This window comes from Nonomuraea sp. N2-4H (genome assembly GCF_045291505.1).
In the GTDB taxonomy this organism is placed as follows: domain Bacteria; phylum Actinomycetota; class Actinomycetes; order Streptosporangiales; family Streptosporangiaceae; genus Nonomuraea; species Nonomuraea fastidiosa.
On record NZ_CP147987.1, the window covers coordinates 4286456 to 4310303 of the forward strand.

A 23848-nucleotide genomic window follows, 5' to 3' on the forward strand; every position below is an offset into this window, starting at 1 on the left:
CCGGCCGCTCCACGGCCGGACGATGATCACATGACGAGGGGGCCGTCCCGGAAGGGGCGGCCCCCTCTGCGTGTGCGGGCTCAGGGGTGGGGACCCCGCGCGGGCTCGGCCGGGCGGGGCTCTTCTCCACGCGTGCGGGCTCAGCCGGGCGGCGGCAGCTCGCCCGAACCTCGGGCGATCAGGCGGGTCGGTACGACCGTGCGGCGGGCCCGCGAGCGGTCACCGTCCAGCCGGGCCAGCGCCAGCTCGGCCGCCGCTCCCCCGATGCCCGCCGGGTCCTGGGCGACCACGGTCAGCGGCGGGTCGAGCGCCTCGGCGAGCGGCGGGTCGTCGAACCCGACCAGCGCCACGTCCTTGCGCCCGGCCCTGGCCAGCGCCACCACCGCGCCCAGGGCGGCGAGGTCGTTGCCGGCGAACAGCGCGGTAGGCGGCTCGCGCAGGCCGAGTAATCGCAGGGTGGCGCGGGCGGCGGCCTCCGGGCCGTGCCCGGTCGTGACGAGCGTGCGCTCGAACGGCAGGCCGGCGGCGGCGAGCGCGTCCCGGTAGCCGCGCAGCCGCTCGCGCCGCGTGTAGAGCGCGGGCAGGTCGCCGACGAAGCCGATCCTGCGGTGGCCCCGGGCGATCAGGTGGGCGACGCCGGCTCGCGAGCCCTCCCGGTTGGCGCTGACCACGCAGTCGGCGGTGAGCCGCGCGGGCGGCCGGTCGAGGAAGACGACGGGCAGCCCGGCGGCGCGCTCAGCGCGCAGGTGCCGGTGGTCGCCGCCGGCCGCGGGCACGATCAGCAGGGCGCTGACCCGGCGGTTCAGGAACGTCGCGATCAGCGCCTCCTCACGTGCCGCCGTCTCCTCGGACGAGCCGACGATGAGCGTGAGCCCGCGCGCCCGTACGGCGTGCTCGACGCCGCCCGCGACCGCGCCGAAGAACGGGTCGCCCAGCTCGGGGATGACCAGCCCGACCGTGGCGTCCCGCGCGCCGATCCTGATGTTGCGCGCCATGAGGTTGGGCCGGTAGCCGAGCCGCCTGACCGCCGCGAGCACCCGTTCCCGGGTCCGCCCGGCGACCGGGCCGTCGCCGTTGAGCACGCGGGAGACGGTCTTGGCGGTCACCCCGGCCTCGCGGCCGACGTCCGCCAGCGTGGGCATCGTGCTCGCCGCGGGCCGCCGCGCGCGCCGCATGACCGGAGCCCGGCCGGTCAGGACAGGCCGATCGCCCGCGCCGCGTCCTCGTCGGCGACGACGGACGTGCCGTCCGACACCCGCACGGCCCCGGTCATGATGGCGACCACCTCAGCCATGCCGTGCTCGCGCGGGTTCAGCACGGCGGCCCGGCGGCCGAGCCGCTGGACGTGGATGCGGTCGGCGATCTCGTACACGTGCGGCATGTTGTGGCTGATCAGCACGACGGGGGTGCCGCGGTCGCGTACCTGCCTGATGAGGTCGAGCACCTGCCCGGACTCCTTGACGCCGAGCGCGGCGGTGGGCTCGTCCATGACGACGACGCGGGTCGCCCACGCCACCGCCCTGGCCACGGCCACGCCCTGGCGCTGCCCGCCGGACAGCGTCTCGACCGGCTGGGTGAGCGAGCCGAGCCCGATCTTCAGCTCCGCCATGTGCCTGGCCGACTCCTCCCGCATGCGCTTCTTGTCCAGCATGCGGAAGACCGTGCCGAGCAGGCCGGGCTTGCGCAGCTCGCGGCCGAGGAACATGTTGGTGGCGATGTCGAGCGAGGCGGCCACGGCGAGGTCCTGGTAGACCGTCTCGATGCCGTGCCTGCGGGCGTCGAGCGGGTCGCGCAGCCGTACGGGCTCGCCGTCGATCTTGATCTCGCCGGCGTCCGGCTGCAGCGCGCCGGTCAGCGCCTTGATCAGGCTGGTCTTGCCGGCGCCGTTGTCGCCGACGACCGCGAGCACCTCGCCCGGCATCAGGTCGAAGTCGGCGCCGTCCAGCGCCGTCACGTGGCCGTACCGCTTGACCAGGCCGCGGGCCTGCAGCACCGGTGTGGTCATCGCGTCCTCCTGCGGGAGAGCTGGTCGACGGCGACCGCCAGAATGACCAGGACGCCGGTGATGAGCGTCTGGTAGATCGACGGCACGCCCATGAGCTGCAGGCCGTTGCGGAACACCCCGACGATCAGCGCGCCGATGAGCGTGCCGATGACCAGGCCGCGCCCGCCGAACAGGCTGGTGCCGCCGAGCACGACCGCGGTGATGCTGTCGAGGTTGTCGGTCTGCCCCGCCTGCGGGTCGCCGACGCCGGTGCGGGAGACCAGCAGCAGGGCGGCGACGCCGTACACGAGGCCGGCCAGTGTGTAGACGCCGACCAGCAGGGGGCGGGTCCTGATGCCGGTCAGGCGGGCCACCTCGGGGTTGTTGCCGAGCGCGTAGACGTGGCGGCCCCAGGCGGTCGAGCCCAGCAGGTACGCGAACAGCAGGAACAGCAGGATCGTCAGCAGCGAACCGTAGGTGACGTTCGTCTGCCCGATGCGGAACGTCTGCCCGAGGAAGGTCAGCGGCGCCGGCAGGTTCGTCACCGTCTGCTCGGCCGAGTAGATGTGGGTCAGCGCGAAGACGACGTTCAGCATGCCGAGCGTCACGATGAACGGCGGCAGCGCGATCCGCGTCACCAGCAGCCCGTTCACCAGCCCGAACCCGGCGCACACCGCGAGCCCTGCGGCGACGGCGAGCAGCGGCGGCCAGCCGGAGTCCACGGCCAGCTTGGTCATGACGATCCCGCCGAACGCCATGATCGCGCCGCAGGCCAGGTCGATGCCCGCGGTCAGGATGATCAGCGTCTGCCCGATGGCCAGCGTGCCGACCACCATCACCTGCTGAATGATCAGCGAGAAGTTGGGCCCGGTGAAGAACTGGGCGCTGTTGAGCCCGAAGAACAGGCAGGCCAGCACCAGCGCCGCGAGGGGCCCGGCGACGGGGGTGGCGATCAGGCGGCCCATCAGGCGGCGCCGCAGCGGCGGCGCTTCCAGCACGGCCATCGTCAGCCCCAGCAGTTGGCCAGGCCGTAGGCGGTGTCCTCGGCCTCGACGCCGGGGACGGCCTTGTCGGTGATGAGCGTGACGCCGGTGTCGGTGTAGCCGGTGGCCTTCTGCCCGGTCTTCGCGAACGCGGCCACCGCCTTGACGCCCAGCTCGGCCATCTTGAGCGGGTACTGCTGGCTGGTGGCGGCGATCTGGCCGGACTGCACGGCCTTGGTGCCGGTGCAGCCGCCGTCCACGGACACGATCAGCACGTCCTTCTCCCTGCCCTTGGCCTTCAGCGCCGTGTAGGCGCCCAGCGCGGCGGGCTCGTTGATGGTGTAGACGACGTTGATGTCGGGAGCCTTCTGCAGGCAGTTCTCCATCGCGGTCTGGCCCTTGGCCTGGTCGCCGCGGGTGTCCTGGGAGCAGACGATCGACGGGTCGCCCTCCTGGACGCCGAACCCCTTGAGGAAGCCGTCGTGCCTGAGCTGCCCGACCGTGATGCCGGGCGCCAGGTCGAGGGTGGCGATCTTGGCGGGTGTGCCGGCCATGGCGGCCTTGGCGTACCGGCCGATCAGCTCACCGGCCTTGAAGTTGTCGGTGGCGAACAGCGCGTCGGTGGCGTCCTGCGGCTCGGTCGGCGTGTCGAGCGCGATGACCAGGACGCCCGCGTCCCGCGCCTTCTTGATGGCGGGCACGATGGCCTTGGTGTCGCTCGGGGTGATGAGGATGCCTTTGACGCCGGCGGCGACCATGTTCTCGATGGCCGTGATCTGGGCGGCGTTGTCGCCGTCGAACTTGCCTGCGGCGCTCATCAGTTCCAGGCCCTCGGCCTGGGCCGCCTTCTGGGCGCCTTCCTTCATCTTGACGAAGAACGGGTTCGTCTCCGTCTTGGTGATGAGGCCGACCTTGGGAGTGGCGGTGGCGGCCTGGTCGGCGCCGCCGCAGCCGGCGATGAGGAGAGCGGTGACGAGGAGTCCGGCCGGAATTCTGACGTTCATGGCGGTTCCCATCGCGGTGCTGGCGATGTCATCGATGTCAGGTGTCATCGATGACATCCGGGCCGTGCTGCGATGATGAACTGCGTCCAGGAGGGCGTCAATGCACATGACCGCGCTCCTGACTGTGCGGACACGGCAGCGTACCCGGGAAGAGAGGCTGGTCCGATGATCGCTGTGCTCGGCGAGTGCGTCGCCGACGGCTTCACCGAGTCCCCACCGGCGGGCGACGCGAGCGTGCCGGGCGGTCCGAGCAGCGCGAGCGGGCCCAGCGGCGCGAACGGGCCCAGCGGCGCGAACGGGCCCAGCGGCGCGAACGGGCCCAGCGGCGCGAACGGGCCCAGCGGCGCGAACGGTGAGGGCGGCGCGGGGGCGGGGCTGGGGTTGCGGGTGCTGCCCGGCGGCGGGCCGGCGAACACGGCGGTGGCGCTCGCCCGGCTCGGCACGCGGGCCCGTTTCCTGGGGCGGCTGTCGGGTGACGTCTTCGGCGAGATGTTCCGCGCCCGGCTGGCCGCGTCGGGCGTGGACCTGTCGGCGGCGGTCGCGGCCGCAGAGCCGAGCACGCTGGCGGTGGCCGCGCTGGACGAGAGCGGGCGGGCCGCGTACACCTTCTACGCCCAGGGCACCGCCGACTGGCAGTGGACGCGCGACGAGCTGGACCTTGCGCGGCTCGGCACCGCCTCGTGCCTGCACACCGGCTCGCTCGCGCTGGTCAAGCAGCCGGGCGCGGCGGCCGTCGAGGAGTTCGCGGCGGCCGCCGCCGCCGAGCGGGTCACAGTCTCGATCGACCCCAACGTGCGGCCCAGCCTCGCCGCGCGGGACGACTATCAGGTGGAACGATGGTGCGCGTACGCCGACGTGCTGCGGCTGAGCGACGACGACCTCGCGTTCCTGCTGCCGGGCACCACGGCGGAGGCCGCCTGCGACCGCTGGCACGCGGCCGGGGCCCGGCTGATCGTGGTCACGCTCGGCGAGAAGGGGGCGCTGGTGTCGCTGGACGGCGAGCGCGCCACCGTGCCCGCCGTTCCCGTGGAGGTGGCCGACACGGTCGGGGCGGGCGATGCGTTCACCGCCGGGCTGCTGCACCACCTGGAGGGCAAGGGGCTGCTCGGCGGGCGGCTGGACGGGCTCGACCTGGACACCGCCGTGGCGGCGGCCACGTTCGCGGCCCGCGTGGCGGCGCTGACGTGCACGGTCCCCGGCGCCGACCCACCCTGGTCGCACCAGCTCTGAGCCGGGAAAGCGCGGGGGCCGAACCGTGGCGCGGGTGCGGAGCCCGCTGGGAACGCGGAGGCCGGCCCGGGCGCAGGCACGGAGCCCGATGGAGAACGCGGAGGCCGGGGCCGCGCGCCTCAGGTGCGGTCCCGGCCGTTCCGTGCGTCAGAAGTCGAAGTCGTCGATGTTGTCCTTGGTGAAGACGAACGGGTCGCCCAGCAGGACCGTGCCGTCCTTGCCGACCGTGTAGTCGCCGAGCTTGCCGGCCTTGAACGTCTCGCCCTCCTTGCCGGTGATCAGCCCGGAGGCCAGCGCGCCGCCGGCGTAGGCGGCCAGGTAGCCGAGGTCGGACGGGTTCCACAGGGCGAACGCCTTGACCGTGCCGTCCTTGACGTACGCGCGCATCTGGTTGGGCGTGCCGAGCCCGGTGAGCTGCACCTTGCCCTTGTACTCGGAGGCGGACAGGTAGCGGGCGGCAGCCGCGACGCCGACCGTGGTGGGCGAGATGATGCCCTTGAGGTCGGGGTGCTTGGCCAGCAGGCCCTGCGTCTCCTGGAACGACTTCTGGTCGTCGTCGTCGCCGTAGACCGTGTCGACCAGCTTGAGCTTGGCGTACTCGGGCTTGGCCAGCTCGGTCTTCATCATCTCGATCCAGGTGTTCTGGTTGGTGGCGTTCGCGGTCGCCGACAGGATCGCGATCTCACCGCCCTCCTCGCCGATCGCCTCGCTGATGAGCTTGATCTGCGAGGCGGCGATGCCCTCCGCGCTGGCCTGGTTGATGAACAGGTCCCGGCAGGACGGGTTGGTGTCGGAGTCGTACGTGACCACCTTGGCGCCGGCGGTGCGGGCCTCCTGGAGGGCGCCGCAGATCGCGTCCTTGTCGTTGGCGGAGACCACGATCACGTCGGTGCCCTGCTGCGACAGCGTGTTGATGTAGCTGACCTGCGCCGACGGGCTGGCCTCCGAGGGACCCGTCTGACTGTAGACGCCCTTGAACTCCTCGACCGCGATCTTGCCGCCCTTGTTGTCGGAGGCGTCGAAGTACGGGTTGTTCACCTGCTTGGGCAGGAAGGCGATCTTCAGCCCCTCCTTGATCGTCCCCGTGCCTGCGGAGGCGCCGGAGGTGGGCTGGGCTACCTCTTCCTGGCTCGCACAGCCGGAGACGGCGAGGCTGAACGCGGTGAGCACCGCCAGGGCGACGGCCCTGCCTCCTCGAGTTATCGCTGCCATGATGGGGTTCCTTTCGCGGCCCGCGATCGCGGTCAGGGGGTGACGGATCGCCGGCGGCGCAACCGCTCGCGCACCATGCCGGCGACGTTGGGTCCCACTACGGAGACGATGAGCAGGGATCCGGTGATGATGGTCAGGGTGTTGGCCGGCACGTACGCGAGCTGCAGCGCGTTGCGCAGCGTGCCGAGCAGGATGACGGCGGCGATGACGCCGAGCAGCCCGCCGCGCCCGCCGAAGATGGACACGCCGCCGAGCAGCACCGCGGCCACCACGGCCAGCTCCAGGCCCATGCCGTTGTCGGCGCGGGCGCTGGCGAAGCGCAGCGTCCAGAAGACGCCGGCCAGCGACGACATGGCGCCGGTCGCGACGAAGAGCCAGAACTTCGTGCGGGCCACGCCGATGCCGGTGAAGCGGGCGGCCTCGGCGTTGTTGCCGATGGCGTACAGGCCACGGCCGATCGGGGTGGCGTGCAGCACGAGCGCGAAGACGATCGCCAGGGCGGCGACCACGAGGATCATCCACGGGATGGTCAGCCCGGGGATGGGGGCGATCGCGCCCATGGTCCACTCGGGCGGGTAGTCGGCCACCGCCTTGTCGCCGAGCACCACGTACGCGAGCCCTCGGTAGAGCGCCAGCGTGCCGATCGTCACCGCGAGCGACGGCAGCCCGAAGCCGGTCACGAAGAGGCCGTTGACCGCGCCGAGCAGCGCGCCCAGCAGCAGGCACAGCACGATCACCACGGGCAGCGAGGTGACGCCCCACAGCCAGAGCTGGCCCATGACGGTGCAGGTCAGACCCAGGATGCTGGCCACCGACAGGTCGATCTCGCCGGTGATGATCACCAGGGTCATGGGCAGCGCGATGAGCGCGATCGGGATGACCTCCAGCGTCACGAACCGCCAGAAGCGCGGGCTCGCCACGCCCTCGATCGTGAGCGCGCCGGCCGCGACGACCAGGATCAGCGCCACGACCAGGGCGGCGTCCCAGGAGCCGACGACCGGCCGCACCCGCCGCAGCAGGCCGCCGCCCGCATCCGCTGCCGCCCCGCTTCCGCTACCGGTCCTGGTGCCGGTCCGGATGCCGCGCGCCGTGCTCTCGTTCACGCCGTCCCCCGCGCTTTTCGCCGCGTCCCCCGCACTTTTCGCCGCTTCGTCACGCACCCGGTCAGCCACGGCCGCTCCTTCCTCGCAGGGACCTCGCCATGCGGACGGCCAGCGCCCGGTCCAGGCCGATCGCGGCCAGGATGAGCGCACCCACGGCGGCCCGCTGCCAGAACGGGCTCACGCCGAGCACCGGCAGCGCGCTGCTGATCGTGGTGAGCAGCACCGCGCCGAGCGCGGCGCCGTAGACCGAGCCGCTGCCGCCGAAGATGGCCACGCCGCCGACCACCACGGCGGCCACGACGTTCAGCTCGAAGCCGTTGCCGGCGTTGGCGTCGAGGGTGCCGAAGCGGGCCGCGTACAGGACGCCGGCCAGGCCCGCCAGCGCGCCCGAGACGACGAACGCGGCGAAGACCCGCTTGCCGACCGGGATCCCGGCCAGGCGGGCGGCGGGCGGGCTGGAGCCGATGGCGTACAGCTCCCTGCCGCTGCGGTACGTCCGCAGGTAGTAGCCGGCGGCCACCAGCACCATCACCGCGAACAGCGCCAGCACCGGCACGCCCAGCAGGGTCGCGCTGCCCATCCGCAGGAAGCCGGGCGGCATGTCGGCGGCGTTGATCTGCCGTCCTGTGGCCCAGGTGTAGTCGACGCCGCGGAAGACGTACAGGGTGCCGAGCGTCACCACCAGGGCGGGGACGCGGGCGGCGGCGATGAGCGCGCCGTTGACGACCCCGCAGGCCGCGCCGAGCAGCACGCCGGCGATCAGCGCCACCGGGATGGGCAGACCGGGGTTCGCCAGGAAGAGGCTGCCGGTCGCGAACGCCGACAGTCCCAGCACCGAACCGACCGACAGGTCCACGTTGCGGGTGATGACGACGATGCTCTGCCCGACGGCGAGCACCGCGAGGATGGTGGAGCCGAGCAGCAGGTCCTTGATGCCCTGCGCGGTGAGGAAGCGCGGGTTGACCAGCGTGGTCACGGCCACGAGCAGCACCAGCGCGGCGGCGATGCCCAGCTCTCTGATCACGAACACCCGGTGCACGAGCCGGGTGCCCTCGCGCGCTCCCGTGGGGGCCTGCGTCACCGCCGTCATGCGCCACCGTCCTGTCCCGTGGCCGTTTCGGTCATCGCCGTCATGCGCCACCGCCCTGTCCGGTCGCGGCCAGCATCACCGACTCCTCATCCGCCTGCGTTCGCGGGATGTCGGCCACCAGCCGGCCTTCGTGCATGACGAGCACGCGGTCGGCCATGCCGAGCACCTCGGGCAGCTCGCTGGAGATCATCAGCACCGCGACGCCCTGCCCGGCCAGCTCCGACAGCAGCCGGTGCACCTCGGCCTTGGTGCCCACGTCGATGCCGCGGGTGGGCTCGTCCACGATGAGCACGCCGGGCTCGGTGGACAGCCACTTGGCCAGCACCACCTTCTGCTGGTTGCCGCCCGACAGCGTGGAGACGGGGTCGGTGAGGCGGGCGGTCTTGACCTGGAGGCGTTCGCTCCACATGCGGGCCGCCGCCCGCTCGGCGCCGCCGAACAGCAGCCCGAGCCGGCTCAGCGACCAGCGCCTGGTGAGGGTGGCGTTGCGCTCGACCGACAGCTCCATGACCAGGCCCTGCTGGCGGCGGTCCTCGGGGACGAGGGCCAGTCCCGCGGCGATGGCGGCGGCGGTGTCGCCGGGCGGCAGCGTGCTGCCGTCCACGATCACCTCGCCGGCGTCGGGCCGGTCAACGCCGAACACGGCCCGCGCCACCTCGCTGCGCCCGGCCCCGACGAGCCCGGCGAGCGCCACGATCTCGCCGCCGCGCACGGCGAAGGAGACGTCCTCGAAGACGCCGTGCCTGGTCAGGCCGCGCACCTCCAGGCGGGACTCGCCGACGGCGGCCGCCGTCTTGGGGTACAGCGAGGACACCTCGCGGCCGACCATTCTGCGGACCAGCTCCTCGACGGTGAGCTCGGCGGCCGGGTCGGTGGAGACCCAGCGGCCGTCGCGCATCACCGTGATCCGCGAGCAGAGCGTGAAGATCTCGTCGAAGCGGTGGGAGATGAACAGCACGGCCGCGCCCGACTCGCGCAGCGACCCGACGACCGAGAACAGCCGCTCGACCTCCACGCCGGACAGCGCGGCCGTGGGCTCGTCCATGATGAGGACGCGGGCGTCGAACGCGAGCGCCTTGGCGATCTCCACGAGCTGCTGGTCGGCGATGGACAGGCCGCGGGCGGGCCGGTCGGGGTCGAGCCCGACGCCGAGCCTGGCGAACAGCTCGGACGTGGCCGCGCGCATGGCGTTGGCGTCGATGCGCCGCATGCTGCGCAGCGGCTGGTGGCTCATGAAGATGTTCTCGGCGACCGACAAATCCGGAAATAGTGTTGGCTCTTGATAAATCACCGCAATTCCGGCGGCCTGGGCGTCGGCGGGGCCGGAGAACGCCAGCTCCTTCCCGTCCACGGTCAGCGTGCCCGTGTCGGCGGGATGGGCGCCGGCGAGGATCTTCACCAGCGTCGACTTGCCGGCCCCGTTCTCTCCCACCAGGCCGTGCGCCTCTCCGGCGTACAGGTCGAGCCGCACGCCCGACAGGGCCTGGACCGCACCGAAGGACTTGCTGACATCGCGTAGCGACATGATGGGAGGAGATTCGCTCATACGCCCTCCGGCGCCGTTGTCGGCAAAACGTTTTAATGTGTCCAGAACGTAAAACGGCGGGGAGTTACGTGTCAATACTGCTCGTACGCGACTTGCGCCTGGCCATAAATTTTCTAAAACGATTTAGACACTAGTCGGTCGCACAGGAACGGATCCCCCGGCGCGGGCATGGGCGCCACCACCGGTCGCACGGGAGCGGGCCCCGGCGCGGCGGCCGCAGGTGTGTGCGCCACCACCGGCTCGTGGCGAGGCCCGGGTCACTCGGCCGGCACCGTGCGGTAGCCGTTCCACACGAACCTGGCCGTCGTCACCGCGTCGTCGCCGTCGCCCGTGATGAGCTGGTGGATGGCGATGCCGTCCAGCTCGCGGTACTCGCACCACTCGTGGTCGGACGTCAGAACCAGGTCCAGCCCCAGGTTCACCAGCAGGTCGAACACCTGGCCCCGGTTGGCCCTGTCCACGCCCACGAACACCTCGTCGAGCAGGATGAAGCGCGGGCAGCCCGGGTCGGTCAGGTAGTGCGCGGCCACGGCGGCGAACAGCGGCAGGTGCAGCGCGATCGCCTTCTCCCCGCCCGACAGCGCCCCGTGCAGCTTCCGCGTCAGCTCCTGCCAGCCCTGGCCGTCGCCCCGGTCCAGCTTGACCACGAACCGGTGCCAGGCGGTGTAGTCGAGGACCTTCATGAGCTGGTCCTCCCAGCTCGCCGACGAGTCGTCGGCCCGCGCCTCCTCGATGCGTTCCCTGAAGAAGACGTACAGGGCCTCCTTGTCGGCCTCGCTGAGCCCGGCCGGGTCGCGCAGCAGCAGGTCGCGGGCGGCGCGGGTGCCGGGCGACTGCGTGGGATCGACCTGCCAGACCAGCCGCACCGCGACCTTGGAGGCGGTGCGGACCCGTTCCAGGCGCTGGTTCATGGCCTCGACCAGCGCCGTCGCCTGCCTGATGCGGTCGGCGAGATGCCGCCGCGTGTCCCCGGCCAGCGTGCGGTCGAACAGGTCGCGCTCGGCCTCGGTGATGTCGCGGCGGCGGGCGTCCCGCTCCTTGTGCAGGGCCCTGCACAGCGCCGCCGCGCCGGCGCGCACGCCGCCCACGGTGGCGGTGAGCACCTGGACGTCCTCGTCGGGGGTCAGCTGCAGGTCCGCCCGCCCGGCCAGCGCCTCCCTGGCGTGGTGGAAGGCGTCACGCAGCCGCGCCTCGGCCTCCCTGACGTGCTTGTGCTCGTACGGGACCCCGTCCAGCCCTGCGTCCAACTCTGCGGCCACCGCCTCAGCAGCCTCAAGCACCGCCCGCCCGCCGGCCTCGGGGGCGGGCGCGACCGTCACCCGCGCGTCGGCCGGCAGGTGCCCGGCCACCAGCCGGCGGAAGCGCCCGGAGACCTCGTCGCGGGCCCGCGCCGCCTCGGCGTGCCGCTCCTCGGCCGCGCCCAGCTCGCCCCTGAGCCGGCCGAGGCGGGCGTTGAGCCTGGCCAGCCCCTCGTTGACCTGTTTGATGGCGTGGCGGCACTCCTGGTAAGCGGCCTGGGCCTCCTGGAGCCGGGCGAGCGCCTCGTGCTGCTCGGCGCCGACCACGGCCTCGATCGCGGCCAGCCGCTCGGCCAGCACGACGGCGGCGGACGCGGCGCGCTCCGCGCGTTCGACGGCGTCGAGGGCGAGCCGTTCGTACTGGGCGGCGGTCTCGGCCGCCAGCCTGGCGTGCTCGGCGGCGGCGCGGGCGTCGGCGCGGCGGTCGTGCCAGACGGCGCCGGTGGTCTCGGCGGTGCGCAGCGCCTGCTCCAGGTTGTCCAGCGCGGACGGCGCCGCGGGCAGCGCGTGCCGGTCGGCCAGCTCGGTCAGGCGGCGCAGCGACCTGGCCACATCCTGCTCGCGCTCGTGCAGCCGCTCCTCGTACGCGCGCAGCCGGTCCTCCAGCAGCGCCACCTTGCGCTCGGCGCCGTCGAGCGCCTGCAGGGCCTGCGCGTACGGCCTCCTGTCGGGCCTGCGGCGCAGCTCGGCGGCCAGCGTCTCGCGCTCGGCGTCCACCACGGCGAGCAGGTGGTCGCACTCGGCGATGCGTCCGGCCAGCTCGCCCAGCCGGTCGTCAAGCTCGGCGACGCGGCGCCGCCTGGCGCGTTCCCTGGCGGTCGCGCCGATGTAGGCGGGCTCGGGCTTGACCCAGCGGCCCGCCGCAGGGCCGAGCCGCCAGGTGCCGTCCGCGCCGATGACGGCCGGGTGGTCGACGCCGATCGCGGTGGGCGCGAACGCGATGCCGCCCAGCACGGCGTCCGCGGAGACCGGCGAGTCCGGCTCGGTGAGCAGCACGTGGGCCAGGCTGTAGCCGGGTGCGGGGCGGGCCAGCGCGGCGACCGCGAACGCGTCGTGCTCGCCGGGGTCGAACCCGCCGTCCGGCCGCAGCCACAGGTTGAGCAGCCCGGACGCCTCCAGCGCCGCCTCCACGCCCGCCTGCGCCACCGGGTCGAGTCCCGACCGGAACGCGACCGCCCGCCACAGCGGTATGCCGGGGCGGGCCAGCCGCCCGGCGGCGGTGCGGGTGGGCGGGGCGGGCGGTTCGAGCGCGGTCTGGTCGCTGAGGCGTTCGCGTTCCTCGGCGAGCCCGGCCCGTTCGGCGGCCAGCCGGTCGCGCAGCCCGGTGAGCTGCTGCTCGCGGGCCGCCAGCTCGACGGCGGCCATCGTACGTGCGGTGCTCACCAGGTCGTCGGCCCGCTCGAAGTCCTCGGCGAGCCCGGCCAGCGTGGCGGGGTCGAGCTGGAGCTGCGTGCAGCCGCCCGCCCAGTCGGCCAGCGCGGCGGCGAGGTCGCGGGCCCGCTCGTCGCGCAGGCGTTCGGCCCGCTCGCGCTCCTCGTGCGCGGCGGCCAGGTCGTCGCGGGCCTCGTCGCGGTCGCGCTCGGCGGCGGTGCGGCGGCCGACGGCCTCCTCGTGGGCCAGCACCCCGGCCCTGACCTCGCGGATCTGCGCGGTCCTGCTGGTCACGGCGGCCCGCGACAGCTCGCGCGCCCGCCGTACGGCGGCCTCGGCGTCGCCCGCGCCGGCCTTCATGTCCCCGCCGGACCCTCCGGGGTGCTCGGCCTCCTCATGGACGGAGAGCAGCCCGGCGCGGGCGGCCGCCTGCCGGGCCTCGGCGCGGGCGCGGTCGGCCAGGGCGGCGGCCGTGCGGGCGGCGGCCGCGGCGCGCTCGGCACGTTCCTGCCGGGCCGAGACCTCCCTGGCCGCCTGGCCGGCCTGGTCGCGCAGCCGGGCCGCCGTCTCGTGGGCCGCCTGCGCCTCGCTGCGCAGCCGGTGCAGGTCGCCGCCCTCGCGGTAGGCCGCGCTCTCCTTCAGCCCGTCGATCCGCGCGGCCAGGGCCAGCTCCCGCGCCTCCTCCTCGCCCAGCCGCACGGTCGTGGCCGCGAGCTCGCGCTCGGCCTCCTTGAGCGCCTCGCGCCGCTCCTTGACCTCGGCGGCCAGCGACTCCACCCGCTCCCAGGCGGACGTCACCGCCGCGGCGGCGGCCCGCAGCACGCGCTGGGCGTAGCCGCGCTGCCGCTCGGCCAGCCGGTCGGCCTCCTCCACGTCGCGGTCGAGCCGCCGCAGCTCCTCGCGCTGCCGGTCGAGCCGCTCGAACCCCTCGGCGATCTCGTGGATCTCGCCTTCGCCGAGCGGCGGCAGGGCGCTGGAGAGCAGGTCGGACAGCAGCCCGGGGTCGAGGCGTTCGGACAGCTTGGGGGTGCGGAGCTGGCGCAGCGCGGTCAGCAGGGAGTCGTAGCGCTGCTCGTTCAGCTCGCGGTAGAGGGTCCTGCGCACGACGTCGCGGTAGGACTCGGCGGTCTCGTGGACCGTGCCGGACGGGCCCAGCTCGTCGATGAGCTGGGCCTTGGTCAGCGGCTGGCCGCCCTCGCCGGTGAGCCTGATGCCGTCGGGGGCGTCAACGCGGGCGTCGGTGGTGAAGTAGGTGGCGGTGACGTTCTTGGTGTGCACGGTGGCCTGCAGCCGCGCACCGCAGGTGAACCAGCGGCCGTCGGCGTGGCGGAACTCCAGCCACACGTAGCCGACGCGGGTGGTGCCGCCGCCCGCGCCGTCGCCCATGAGATTCCAGTGCATGGTCCGCTCGCCGCCGCCGAACGTGGACAGCCTGCTCGGCTTGAGGCTGGCGTCCAGCAGGTACGGCAGCAGCAGCTCCAGCACCTTCGACTTGCCGCTGCCGTTGGGCCCGCGCAGCAGCAGCCGCCCCCGGTGGAACTCGAACACCTCGTCGTAGTAGCGCCAGACGTTGAGTATCCCGGCGCGCACCGGGACCCAGCGGGCGTCCATCCCCTGCGCGGCGCGCTGCGGGGCGAGCTCGGTAACGGTCATCAATCCTCCTGTACGGCCGCGCGATCGACCCGGTAGCGGGCCGCGGCGGGCAGGGCCGCGACCCGGTCACCCGTACGGCGGGCGAGCCCGAACCGTACGAGCACCTCAAGCGCGTCGGCGGCCAGCCGCGGCCCGCCGCCGTCCGACTGGTACGCCTTGGCCCACTGCGGGAAGCGGCGCAGCAGCTCGGCGGCCTCCTCGTCGAGCCGGGCGGCGCTGACGGGGCCCGAGGTGACGAGCAGGTCGAGCATGAGCAGGGCGGCCACCTTGGCGTGGTTGCCGTCGTCGGGGAACCTGCTGTCGGTGGCGATGCCGTCGGGGTCCACCAGCAGGAACCCCTCGGCCCGCTCCTCCAGCACGAACCCGGCCTCCTCCGCGGCGCGGCGCAGGATCCTGCGGCCGGTCAGGGAGGCGGCGTAGGCCGCCTGTGCGGGGGTCAGCTCGTCGCGGTAGACGACGGGCTCGTCCAGCAGGCGGCGGATGAGCGTGTGGCGGGCGTGCAGGGCGCGCTGGGTCTCGCTGGGCTCGCCCGCGCCGTAGCGCGCCTCGGCGGTCAGCGCGACCGGCGGTCCGCCGCCCTCCCACACGCTCTCGACCGGCTCTGCGGCCGCCGCCTCCGACGGCGGCACCGGCGCGGCCAGCAGGCGGATGATCCGCATGGTGTCCACCCGGTAGAGCACCTTGGCCTCCTCGTCGTCGAGGTAGGCGTCGGTGGCGCCGTCCATCGCGGTGAGCGCGCCGTAGTGCTCGAGCAGCTTGACCGCGTCCACGAACGCGGCGCGCTCCTCCACCCGCACCGGCTCGAACGCGGGCACGCCCGGCTCCACGGCGGCGGCCTGCGCCACCCGGCCCGCCAGCATCCCGATCGTGGTGACGGGCGAGGTGAGCAGCTCGGCCGCGCACAGGCACAGCAGCGTGTAGCGGCGGCGGTCGAACGGCGCCCTGGTGGTGCGGCGGCGCCGGGCCGGGCGGGTGGATCCGGGCTCGGACCTGACCTTGACCAGGCGGGCGTAGCCCTGGCGCGGCTCCACGATCAGCCGCCAGCCGCAGAAGTAGTCGAACCACTGGATCAGCGGCCCGCGCCGCTTCCTGACCAGGTCGAAGGCGGCCGGGTCGTCGTGCGCGGAGACGAGGGGGCGGCCGAGCAGGGTCCTGATGGCGCGGGCCAGCTCTTCCTTCTCGGCGCGTACGAGCTGGTTGGCGAGGGTGCTCACGCGCCCACCACCCGCTCGCGCAGCGTTCCGGGCGCGCGCACGTCGATGAGGTAGTCGGGGGTGCGGAACCAGCCCTCGGACGTACGCAGCACCGCCACCGCACGGCCGGTGGGCGTGTCGTCGGGGGCGCGCAGCACGATCTCCACCCGGCCGTCGGAGGTGACCGCCCGCCGGAACCCGGTCGGGTCGGGCCGCTCGGCCAGCGCCCTGCCGATCAGGTCGAGCAGCCGGCCGAAGGCGTCGTGGTCGAGCTCGCCGAGCTGCGACAGCCTGATCGGGCCCGTCGTGGCCAGCGCCGCCCATGCGGCCTCCAGCTCGGCGCGCTCGCGCTCGGCCTGGGCCCCGCCGGCGTGCCCGCAGCTCGGCCACGTCGCGCACCCTGCCCGTGCGGCCCATCCGCTCGGTACGTCCCCGCGCGCGCAGCAGCGCCGACACCTCGACGGGCTCGGCCTCCGCCCACGGCACCCCCGGCGGGATCAGCTCGGCGTCGGCGTGGCCGAGGTGGGCGTGCCTGGCCGAGCCGAGCCCGAACGCCGCATCCCACAGCCGGTGCGCGTCGTCCTCCGCCGGCGCGGTGGCGAACCAGCGGGCCAGCGTACGGAAGTCGGCGGCGGCACTGGAGGAGCGGCGGCGGGAATCGGTGATGCGGTCGAGCACCTGCAGCAGCGCCACGATGGCCCGCCTGGCCACGTCGTGCAGCCTGCGCACCCTCGGCACGCTGCCGTCCACGGGCGCGAACCAGGCCAGCAGCCGCTCCCACTGCTCCGCCCGCGCCGCCAGCCACGGCGTGGCGTGGTCGGCCCCCGGCACCTTCGGCAGGTCCGCCCCGTCGAGCGCGCGGGCGTGCAGCGTTTCGACCCCCTGCTCGGCGATGGCGCGCACGGCGGCGGCGATGGTGTCGCCGCGCTGCTCCAGGTCTGTCACGAAGTCCTGCAGGTAGGCCACGGTGGCGGTCTTGACCTCGTGGAACGTGGCGAGGTTCGTGCCCTCGGCGCGCAGCAGCCGCTGCAGCTCGGCGTTGAAGCGGCGGGTGTCGGCGCGCAGCGCGTCGAGATGGCCCTCCAGCTCCAGCAGGCAGGCGAAGATACGCCGGTTGCGCCCGGGTCCGGGGTCGCGCAGCAGCTCGTCCAGCTCGCCGAGGCGGTCGGCGATCGCGTCCAGCACCGCCGTCTGCAGCGCTCCTCCCGTCTCCAGCACGGACGTCGCGTGCTGGAGCCCGGCGATGGCCGCCGCGCCGCGCCTGGTGAGCGCGTACTGCAGGTTCCTGCGCTCGTACTCCTCGGCGGTGGCGAAGCCGCCCGAGTGGTCGAAGACCACGTCGAGCAGCCCCCACCCGGCCAGCTGCCGCAGCGTGCCCGCCAGGTCCTGCTCGCCCACCGGGGCGTAGCAGCCGGTGGCGCGCAGCCGCTCGCGCACCTCGTCGGCGGTCAGCGCCGTCTCCAGGCGCTCGTCGGCCTCGCCGAAGGCGAAGAGCACCGCCGTGTGCAGGTCGGCCCGCTCCGTCGTGGTGAACCGGAACATCTCCGGCGGCACCTGTGGCGCGCTCGCCATCACCCGCTCCCCTCGCCGCTCGATTACCCCACGCAACCGTAGCGGGACGCACCGTCGCGGGTGCCGCTGTTTGCCCGCACATCACGGGGGTACGGCGCTGGCATTGGAACCCAGGGGTTCGGGGGGACGGTATGGCCGAGTTCGAGGCGACTCGCGGGATGCCGGCGGAGAGCATGGTGGTGTTCGGGGTGGCATCCGATGTGGAACTCATGGATCGGTGGCTGCCGCAGGGCCTGTCGGTCCACGACGCGGGGCCCGGCACCGTGGAGGCCGACGGCTCACTGGTGCCCGGCGCAGGCCGGACGAAGGGCTCTTCCGCACCTCGGAGGAGCAGCTCAGGGTGGAGTGGGGCGGGCGCGACCACCCCGACTACTCGGGCTGGCTCCAGGTGTCCGACGCGGCCGCCGGCACCAGCGAGGTGACCGTGCACATCAGCCTCCTGGACGAGCCGGACACGGGGACCCGCGCCGACGAGGTCCGCGGCCTGCTGGACCGCTCCCTCGACAGCCTCGCCGACGAGGTCCAGCGCCGCGTCTCCGACGCCGGCTGACCGGCTCAACGCCCCTCCCCCGCCGCCGGAGCCGCTATCCGAGCGGCCTCCCCCGCCGCCGGAATCCGTGGTGGGCGGCGACCCTCGCGAGCGCCGCCCCTCGTCCGTCGCCGGCACCGGGCCGGCAGCGGCGTCTTCAGGTGGCCGCCAGGAACCGCTCGCCCCTCCCCCGCCGCCCGCGAGCCCGCCCGTGCGGCCCGCTCCGCCATCGGGAAACCGCCCGTTCGGCCCACCCCGCCGGCCGCCGGACGACCCGTCCGAAGCGCGATGAAGACCGAGGGTCGGCGGGCGACTGGCTGCGGGGCGGTGATCGCCGAGAGCGGTGACCGCCATTTGCGGTGACCGCCATCGGCGGCGAACATCGCGGGCGCCGCCCCGCGCACGGCGCCGGGTCGAGGCGAGGCCGGGCGGTGGCCGAACATCGAGCCCTTTCATCACCCGGAAAGCCCCGCGGCGGCGGGATTTCCGTCCCGGGACACGCCGGAAAGTCCAATGCCCCTCAGTAGATCTTTTCCCGTATGGGAATTCAGGTGTTTTGCAGACTTGCCCTCGATGTGGAGCAACGTCTATAAAGAACGGCGAAACCGTTGCCTACCTCCCCTGAGACATGCGACAACTATTCCGTTTCCTTACGCCTGCTCTGGCGGGCCTGCTGACCCTCACCGGAGTCACCGGTCCCGCCCGGGCCGCCGCGCCGGAACGGCTTGGCGATTTCTACGGACAGCGCCTGGCCTGGTCCCGCTGCGGCGACGGCTACGAGTGCGGGAAATTGTCGGTCCCGTTGGACTACGCGCACCCTGAGGGAGAACGCATCGGGCTCAGCATGGCGCGTCTGCCTGCGACGGGGCGCAAGATCGGCTCACTCGTGCTCAACTTCGGCGGCCCCGGAGCGTCCGGCGTGGACACGCTGATGCAGAGCAAGGACGTCGTTTCTCCGGCGATCCGCGAGCATTTCGACGTGGTCAGCTTCGACCCCCGCGGCGTCGGCGGGTCGTCGCCCATCCATTGCATGAAGCCGCTCGATCTGGATTCGTACTTCACCCTCGATCCGACGCCCGACACCGAGGAAGAAGTAAAGCGTCAGGAAAAGTGGGACAAAGCCTTCGCAAATTCGTGTGCGAAGCGTTCCGGTAAAAAGCTGCTGGCGCACGTCGGCACGGTCGACGCCGCGCGCGACATGGACGTGATACGCGCCGCGCTGGGCGATGAGAAGCTGACGTATCTCGGTTTCTCGTACGGCACCTACCTCGGCTCGCTGTACGCCGACATGTACCCCGACAAGGTGCGGGCGATGGTGCTGGACGGCGCCGAGGACCCGTCGCAGGACACCGACGACTTCGTCCGCGACCAGGACCGCGGTTTCGAGCTGGCGACGGAGTCGTTCCTGCGCGACTGCTTCAAGGCCAAGGACTGCCCGTTCAAGAAGCACTCGGTGAAGGCGGCGGTCAAGAAGCTCGACCGGCTCTACGACCGCGCCGACCGGGCTCCGCTGCGCAACGAGTACGACGCCCGCCAGGTCACCGAGGCCGTGGTCCGCAGCGCGGTCGAGTACTCGCTGTACCAGACGGCGACCTGGCCGCGGCTGCGTCAGGCGCTGGCGCAGGCGTACAAGGGCGACGGCACGAAGCTGCTGCTGCTGGCCGACGAGAGCAACGGGCGGCGGCCCAACGGTCGCTACGACAACAGCTTCGAGGCCCTCATGGCCATCAACTGCGTCGACCACCCGGAGAGCCCGTGCCCGTTCTGGCCGGTCAAGGGCAACCGCCTGCCGAAGAAGGTGCAGGCCAAGGGCGCGCCGCCGATCGTGGTGGTGGGCACGACGCGTGACCCGGCGACGCCGTACAAGGAGGCTCAGGCGCTCGCGCGGCAGCTGGAGCACGGCGTGCTGCTGACCAACGACGCCGACGGCCACACCGGCTACCGCAGGGGCTCGTCCTGCCTGGACAGCAAGATCGACGCCTACCTGCTGACGGCGAAGGCGCCCCGGCCGGCCACGTGCAAGCCGGACAGCAAGACCGACGCCGACGCCACCGCGAAGGCGGGGGCGAAGGTCAGCGCCTGAGACGGGCGCAGAGCCACCCGCAGGACCCATTGCTGAGGCCCCCTGGCACATCCGACGCCAGGGGGCCTCAGCCATGCCCGAGGGCCGCGCAGAGGGCATCAGGCGGTCAGCCCGCCTGATGCCCTCTGCCGGTCAGCCAGTCGGACCGGCAGGTCAGCCGGTCGCCCCAGCCGGTCAGCCGGTCGCCCCAGCCGGTCAGCCGGTCGCCCCAGCCGGTCAGCCGGTCGCCCCAGCCGGTCGCTCCCACCTTCGTTCCGGCCGGTCGTTCCAGGCGGCGTCTGAGGTGACACCACACCTCGGTGTGGGAGTGGTGACGTTCGGGTCAACCCTGGCCGCGCCTGCGCGATGGCGCCGCCGCCGTGGGAGAGATTGGGCGGACGTAGCTGGAAATTCCCTCCCGAGGAGCCCATGGAGTCGCTGCTGATCCTGCATGCGGTGGCGGCCGTCTGCGCTCCCTGGCTGGTGGCCCGCCTGGGACGGGCCTCGTTCGCCGTGCTGGCCGTGCCTCCGGCGGCCGGGCTGGTGTACACGGGGTGGCTGGCGCTGCGCGGCCTGCCGGTGCGGGAGAGCAGGTCGTGGGTGCCGGTGCTGGGCCTGGAGCTGTCGTTCCGCGCCGACCCGCTGACGGTGCTGATGATGGCGCTGGTCACCGGGGTCGGCGTGCTCGTGCTGTGCTACAGCGCCCGCTACTTCGCGGCGGGCGAGGAGGGGCTGGGCCGCTACGGCGGGGTGATGGTGGCCTTCGCCGGTTCGATGCTGGGCCTGGTCGCGACCGACGACCTGCTCCTGCTGTACGTGTTCTGGGAGCTGACGACGGTCTTCTCCTACCTGCTCATCGGCCACGACCCGGCCAGCCGGACGAGCAGGCAGGCGGCGATGAAGGCGCTGGCGGTGACGACATTCGGCGGCCTGTCGATGCTGGCCGGGTTCGTGCTGCTGGGGCAGGCGGCGGGCACGTACCAGATCTCGCAGATCGTCGCGCGCCCGCCCGACATGGCGCCGGTCGCGCTGGTGCTGGTGCTGGCAGGGGCGCTGTCGAAGTCGGCGATCTTCCCGTTCAGCACGTGGCTGCCGGCCGCGATGGCCGCGCCGACCCCGGTCTCGGCCTACCTGCACGCGGCGGCGATGGTGAAGGCCGGGGTGTACCTGCTGGCCAGGCTCGGCCCGGCGTTCGGCGAGCTGGCGCTGTGGCGGTCGGTGACGGTGCCGCTCGGCGTGGTGACGATGCTGCTGGGCGGCTGGCGGGCGCTGCGGGAGACGGATCTGAAGCGGCTGCTCGCGTACGGGACGGTCAGCCAGCTCGGCCTGCTCGCGCTGCTGTTCGGGGCGGGCACCGAGGGGACGGCGGTGGCGGGCGCCGGGATGCTGCTGGCGCACGCGCTGTTCAAAGCGGCCCTGTTCCTGGTGGTGGGCATCGTCGATCGGGTGACGGGTTCGCGGGATCTGCGCCGGCTGAGCGGGCTCGCCGGGACGATGCCGTGGACGTGCGGGTCGGCGGTGCTCGCGGGGGCGTCGATGGCGGGGCTGCCGCCGCTGGTGGGTTTCGCGGGCAAGGAGGCGGCGCTGGAGTCGCTGCTGGACACGCCGCCCGTGCTGGCGGGGGTGGTGGCGGGCTCGGCGCTGACGGCGGCGTACACGCTGCGGTTCCTGTGGGGTGCGTTCGCCGCCAAGCCGGGGCTGGACCCGACTCCGGCGCATCCGACGCCGCCGGTGATGGCCGTGCCCGTGGTGCTGCTGGCCGCCCTGGGGCTGGCGATGGGGCCGCTGGCCCCCTGGTATGAGGGCGCGATGTCCGGCTACACCGGCACGTACGCCGACCCGGGGCACGACGCGCACCTGGCGCCGTGGAGCGGCGTCTCGACGCCGCTGCTGCTGTCGGCGACGGCGCTGGCGGCCGGATTCGTGCTGTTCCTGGCGCGCCGCCCCATGGCCAGGGCGGGCGCGGCGCTGCACGTGGTGGACTCGGGGCAGGTCTTCTGGACGGCGATCCGCCGCCTCGACCGGTTCGCGATCCAGCTCACCGGCCTCATCCAGCGCGGCTCGGTGCCCGACTACCTGCTGCTGACGCTGCTCGCGACGGTCGGTGTGGGCCTGTTCTCCTTCGCGTACGGTGGCCCGCCGCACCTGGATGTGCCGGTCGTCCCCTGGCAGCGGCCCGAGCAGCCGGTGATCGCGGTACTGCTCGCGGCGGCGGCCGCGCTGGCGATGTTCGCCCGCGCCTACATCCTGGTCGCCGTCGTCATCGGCCTGACCGGGTACGGCACGGCCCTGCTGTTCCTCGTGCACGGCTCCCCCGACCTGGCGCTGACCCAGTTCCTCGCCGAGACGCTGAGCCTGGTGATCTTCGCGCTGGTGCTGCGGCGGCTGCCGGTGGAGCCGGCGGGCGGGCGGCTGCCGATGCCGTTCCGGCTGGCGGTGGGCCTGGCGGTGGGGGTGGTGGCGACGGGCGCGGGCATGCTGGCGATGGCGGCGCGCGGCACCGAGCCGGTGGGCGCGTCGATGCCCGAGGCCGCCGAGGAGGCGGGGGCGGGCAACGTGGTCAGCGCCATCATCCTCGACGTGCGCGCCTGGGACACGCTGGGCGAGAGCGCGGTGCTCATCGTGCTGACGCTGGGCGTGACCAGCCTGGTGTTCCTGCGGCGCAGGTCGTACGCCATCGAGCGGGCCACGACCGAGCACCGCCCGACGGAGGGGACGCACTGGCTGGCCTCGACGCTGCCGCGCAGCCAGCGGGCGCTGGCGTTCGAGGTGGCGGCCAGGCTGACGTTCCACACGGTGCTGGTGCTCTCGGTGTACCTGCTGTTCGTCGGGCACAGCGGGGTCGGCGGCGGGTTCGCCGGCGGCATCGTGGCCGGGCTGGCGATCACGGTGCGCTATCTGGCGGGCGGCAGGAACGAGCTGGCCGCCGCCGTGCCGGTGCACGCGGGCGTGCTGATGGGCGTGGGGCTGACGCTGTCGGCGGGCACGGCGCTGATCGGGCTGCTGTTCGGCGAGGCGGCGTTGGCCATGCTGGCCACGGACGTGAGCGTGCCGCTGGTGGGTCACCTGCACCTGTCGACGGGCCTGCTGTTCGACCTCGGGGTGTACCTCTCGGTCATCGGCATGGTGCAGGACCTGCTGCGCGCGCTGGGCGCGGAGCTGGACCGGCAGATCGACGCCGGGGAGACCCCGTGAACAGCGTCTCCCTGGTGCCGTTCGCCGCGTGCTGCGTGCTCATCACGACGGGCGTGACGCTGCTGCTCGAACGGAGCCTGGTACGGGTGATGGCCGGCGTCATCGTGCTGGGCAACGGCGTCAACCTGCTCATCGTCACCTCGGGCGGGGACGCGGGAGGCCCGCCGTTCACCGGCACGACCGGGATGGCCGATCCGCTGCCGCAGGCCATGGTGCTCACCGCGATCGTCATCACGCTGGGCGTGACCGGGTTCCTGCTGGCGATGGTGCACCGTTCCTGGCAGCTCACCGGCAGCGATGAGGTGCAGGACGACACCGAGGACCGGCGGGTGCGGCTGCGCGCGCGGCGCGGCGAGCTGGGCGACGCCGTACGCGCCAAGCGGGACGCGTACCGGCGGCTGATCGTCGAGCAGCGGGCGGAGCTTGCGAACCTGGAGGCGGAGCGGGCCGAGCGGGAGCGGCTTGAGGAGGCCGACCTGGAGCGGCGCATCGCCCGCGTGCACACCGAGCTGGAGCAGTGGATGCGGATGCTGCGCGCGCAGGGCCTGTCGGAGGAGGAGCTGCAGCGCCGCTTCGAGGACGTGGGGCTGCGCGCGGACACCGGCGGGATCAGCAACGCCGAGCGCATCGAGCAGCTGCGCGAGGAGTTCGAGCGCAGAAGGCTCAAGCAGGAGGCGAGGGAGCGCGAGCTGCGCAAGCAGCTCAAGGCCCGCCAGCGGGAGGCGCGCAAGCAGATGCGCGCGGCCATCAGGAGGGAACGCGCCAGGCAGGCCCTGGCGGAGGACCCCGAGCTGGAGGGCGACGACTGAGCCATGGGCGGTGA

17 protein-coding genes and 1 pseudogene are annotated in these 23848 nt (G+C 73.3%); 5 read left to right on the forward strand and 13 right to left on the reverse strand.

Features of this window, described 5'->3' with window-relative positions; all coding sequences use genetic code 11:
• Positions 1–140: 140 nt before the first annotated feature.
• Genes WBK31_RS19850 through WBK31_RS19865 form a run of 4 tightly spaced genes read right to left on the reverse strand, consistent with a single transcriptional unit; the run spans position 141 to position 4019 of the window.
• Complete coding sequence (locus WBK31_RS19850) at positions 141–1175, reverse strand: LacI family DNA-binding transcriptional regulator (protein WP_364053625.1); 1035 nt, start codon at positions 1173–1175, stop codon at positions 141–143.
• Positions 1176–1192: 17 nt separating this feature from the next.
• Complete coding sequence (locus tag WBK31_RS19855; protein ID WP_364053628.1) at positions 1193–2005, reverse strand: ATP-binding cassette domain-containing protein; 813 nt, start codon at positions 2003–2005, stop codon at positions 1193–1195.
• Positions 2002–2988 carry an ABC transporter permease gene (locus WBK31_RS19860; RefSeq protein WP_378788127.1) on the reverse strand — a complete coding sequence of 329 codons (987 nt, stop codon included), beginning with the start codon at positions 2986–2988 and terminating at the stop codon, positions 2002–2004. Before WBK31_RS19860 ends, WBK31_RS19855 begins: the two co-directional genes overlap by 4 nt.
• Positions 2989–2990: 2 nt before the next feature.
• Positions 2991–4019, reverse strand: a complete 1029-nt coding sequence (locus tag WBK31_RS19865; RefSeq protein WP_364053634.1) for a sugar ABC transporter substrate-binding protein — start codon at positions 4017–4019, stop codon at positions 2991–2993.
• A gap of 117 nt (positions 4020–4136) precedes the next feature.
• On the opposite strand from WBK31_RS19865, the gene WBK31_RS19870 reads away from it, so the two are divergent.
• Positions 4137–5201 (forward strand): PfkB family carbohydrate kinase, encoded by a 1065-nt coding sequence (locus WBK31_RS19870; RefSeq protein WP_406675389.1) that lies wholly within the window; start codon positions 4137–4139, stop codon positions 5199–5201.
• 147 nt (positions 5202–5348) lie between these two features.
• Here WBK31_RS19870 and rhaS read toward each other — a convergent pair whose 3' ends face one another.
• From rhaS to WBK31_RS19910, 8 genes and pseudogenes are all read right to left on the reverse strand, one after another.
• On the reverse strand, positions 5349–6413 hold the full coding sequence (gene rhaS / locus WBK31_RS19875) for a rhamnose ABC transporter substrate-binding protein (RefSeq protein ID WP_364053640.1): 1065 nt from the start codon (positions 6411–6413) through the stop codon (positions 5349–5351).
• 32 nt (positions 6414–6445) lie between these two features.
• Positions 6446–7516, reverse strand: coding sequence for an ABC transporter permease (locus WBK31_RS19880; RefSeq protein WP_364053643.1), 1071 nt, complete (start codon positions 7514–7516; stop codon positions 6446–6448).
• Between the two features lie 61 nt (positions 7517–7577).
• Complete coding sequence (locus WBK31_RS19885; RefSeq protein WP_378788121.1) at positions 7578–8606, reverse strand: ABC transporter permease; 1029 nt, start codon at positions 8604–8606, stop codon at positions 7578–7580.
• 40 nt (positions 8607–8646) lie between these two features.
• The gene (locus WBK31_RS19890) at positions 8647–10152 is read right to left on the reverse strand and encodes a sugar ABC transporter ATP-binding protein (RefSeq protein ID WP_378788119.1); all 1506 of its coding nucleotides are present in this window, start codon (positions 10150–10152) and stop codon (positions 8647–8649) included.
• A 257-nt stretch (positions 10153–10409) separates the two neighbouring features.
• Positions 10410–14474 (reverse strand): TIGR02680 family protein, encoded by a 4065-nt coding sequence (locus WBK31_RS19895; RefSeq protein ID WP_364053652.1) that lies wholly within the window; start codon positions 14472–14474, stop codon positions 10410–10412.
• Entirely contained in the window at positions 14474–15688 is a 1215-nt protein-coding gene (locus WBK31_RS19900) for a TIGR02678 family protein (protein WP_364053655.1), read from the reverse strand. Before WBK31_RS19900 ends, WBK31_RS19895 begins: the two co-directional genes overlap by 1 nt.
• Positions 15685–16002, reverse strand: coding sequence for a DUF2397 family protein (locus tag WBK31_RS19905; RefSeq protein ID WP_406675510.1), 318 nt, complete (start codon positions 16000–16002; stop codon positions 15685–15687). The genes WBK31_RS19900 and WBK31_RS19905 overlap by 4 nt, the downstream gene beginning before the upstream one ends.
• Positions 16003–16063: 61 nt before the next feature.
• Positions 16064–17239, reverse strand: a pseudogene (locus WBK31_RS19910) (TIGR02677 family protein); the annotation flags it as partial.
• A gap of 340 nt (positions 17240–17579) precedes the next feature.
• Here WBK31_RS19910 and WBK31_RS19915 point away from each other — a divergent pair.
• Positions 17580–17789: a hypothetical protein gene (locus tag WBK31_RS19915; RefSeq protein WP_406675390.1), complete on the forward strand. Its 210-nt coding sequence runs from the start codon at positions 17580–17582 to the stop codon at positions 17787–17789.
• Between the two features lie 823 nt (positions 17790–18612).
• Positions 18613–19851 carry an alpha/beta hydrolase gene (locus WBK31_RS19920; protein ID WP_406675391.1) on the forward strand — a complete coding sequence of 413 codons (1239 nt, stop codon included), beginning with the start codon at positions 18613–18615 and terminating at the stop codon, positions 19849–19851.
• Positions 19852–19957: 106 nt separating this feature from the next.
• Here the strand turns inward: WBK31_RS19920 and WBK31_RS19925 are convergent, their stop codons facing one another.
• Positions 19958–20098 carry a hypothetical protein gene (locus WBK31_RS19925; protein WP_406675392.1) on the reverse strand — a complete coding sequence of 47 codons (141 nt, stop codon included), beginning with the start codon at positions 20096–20098 and terminating at the stop codon, positions 19958–19960.
• Between the two features lie 161 nt (positions 20099–20259).
• On the opposite strand from WBK31_RS19925, the gene WBK31_RS19930 reads away from it, so the two are divergent.
• Complete coding sequence (locus WBK31_RS19930; RefSeq protein WP_378788115.1) at positions 20260–23025, forward strand: Na+/H+ antiporter subunit A; 2766 nt, start codon at positions 20260–20262, stop codon at positions 23023–23025.
• A complete protein-coding gene (locus WBK31_RS19935) occupies positions 23022–23834 on the forward strand; it encodes a Na(+)/H(+) antiporter subunit C (protein ID WP_364053671.1) in 813 nt (270 codons plus the stop codon). The genes WBK31_RS19930 and WBK31_RS19935 overlap by 4 nt, the downstream gene beginning before the upstream one ends.
• Positions 23835–23848 lie beyond the last annotated feature (14 nt).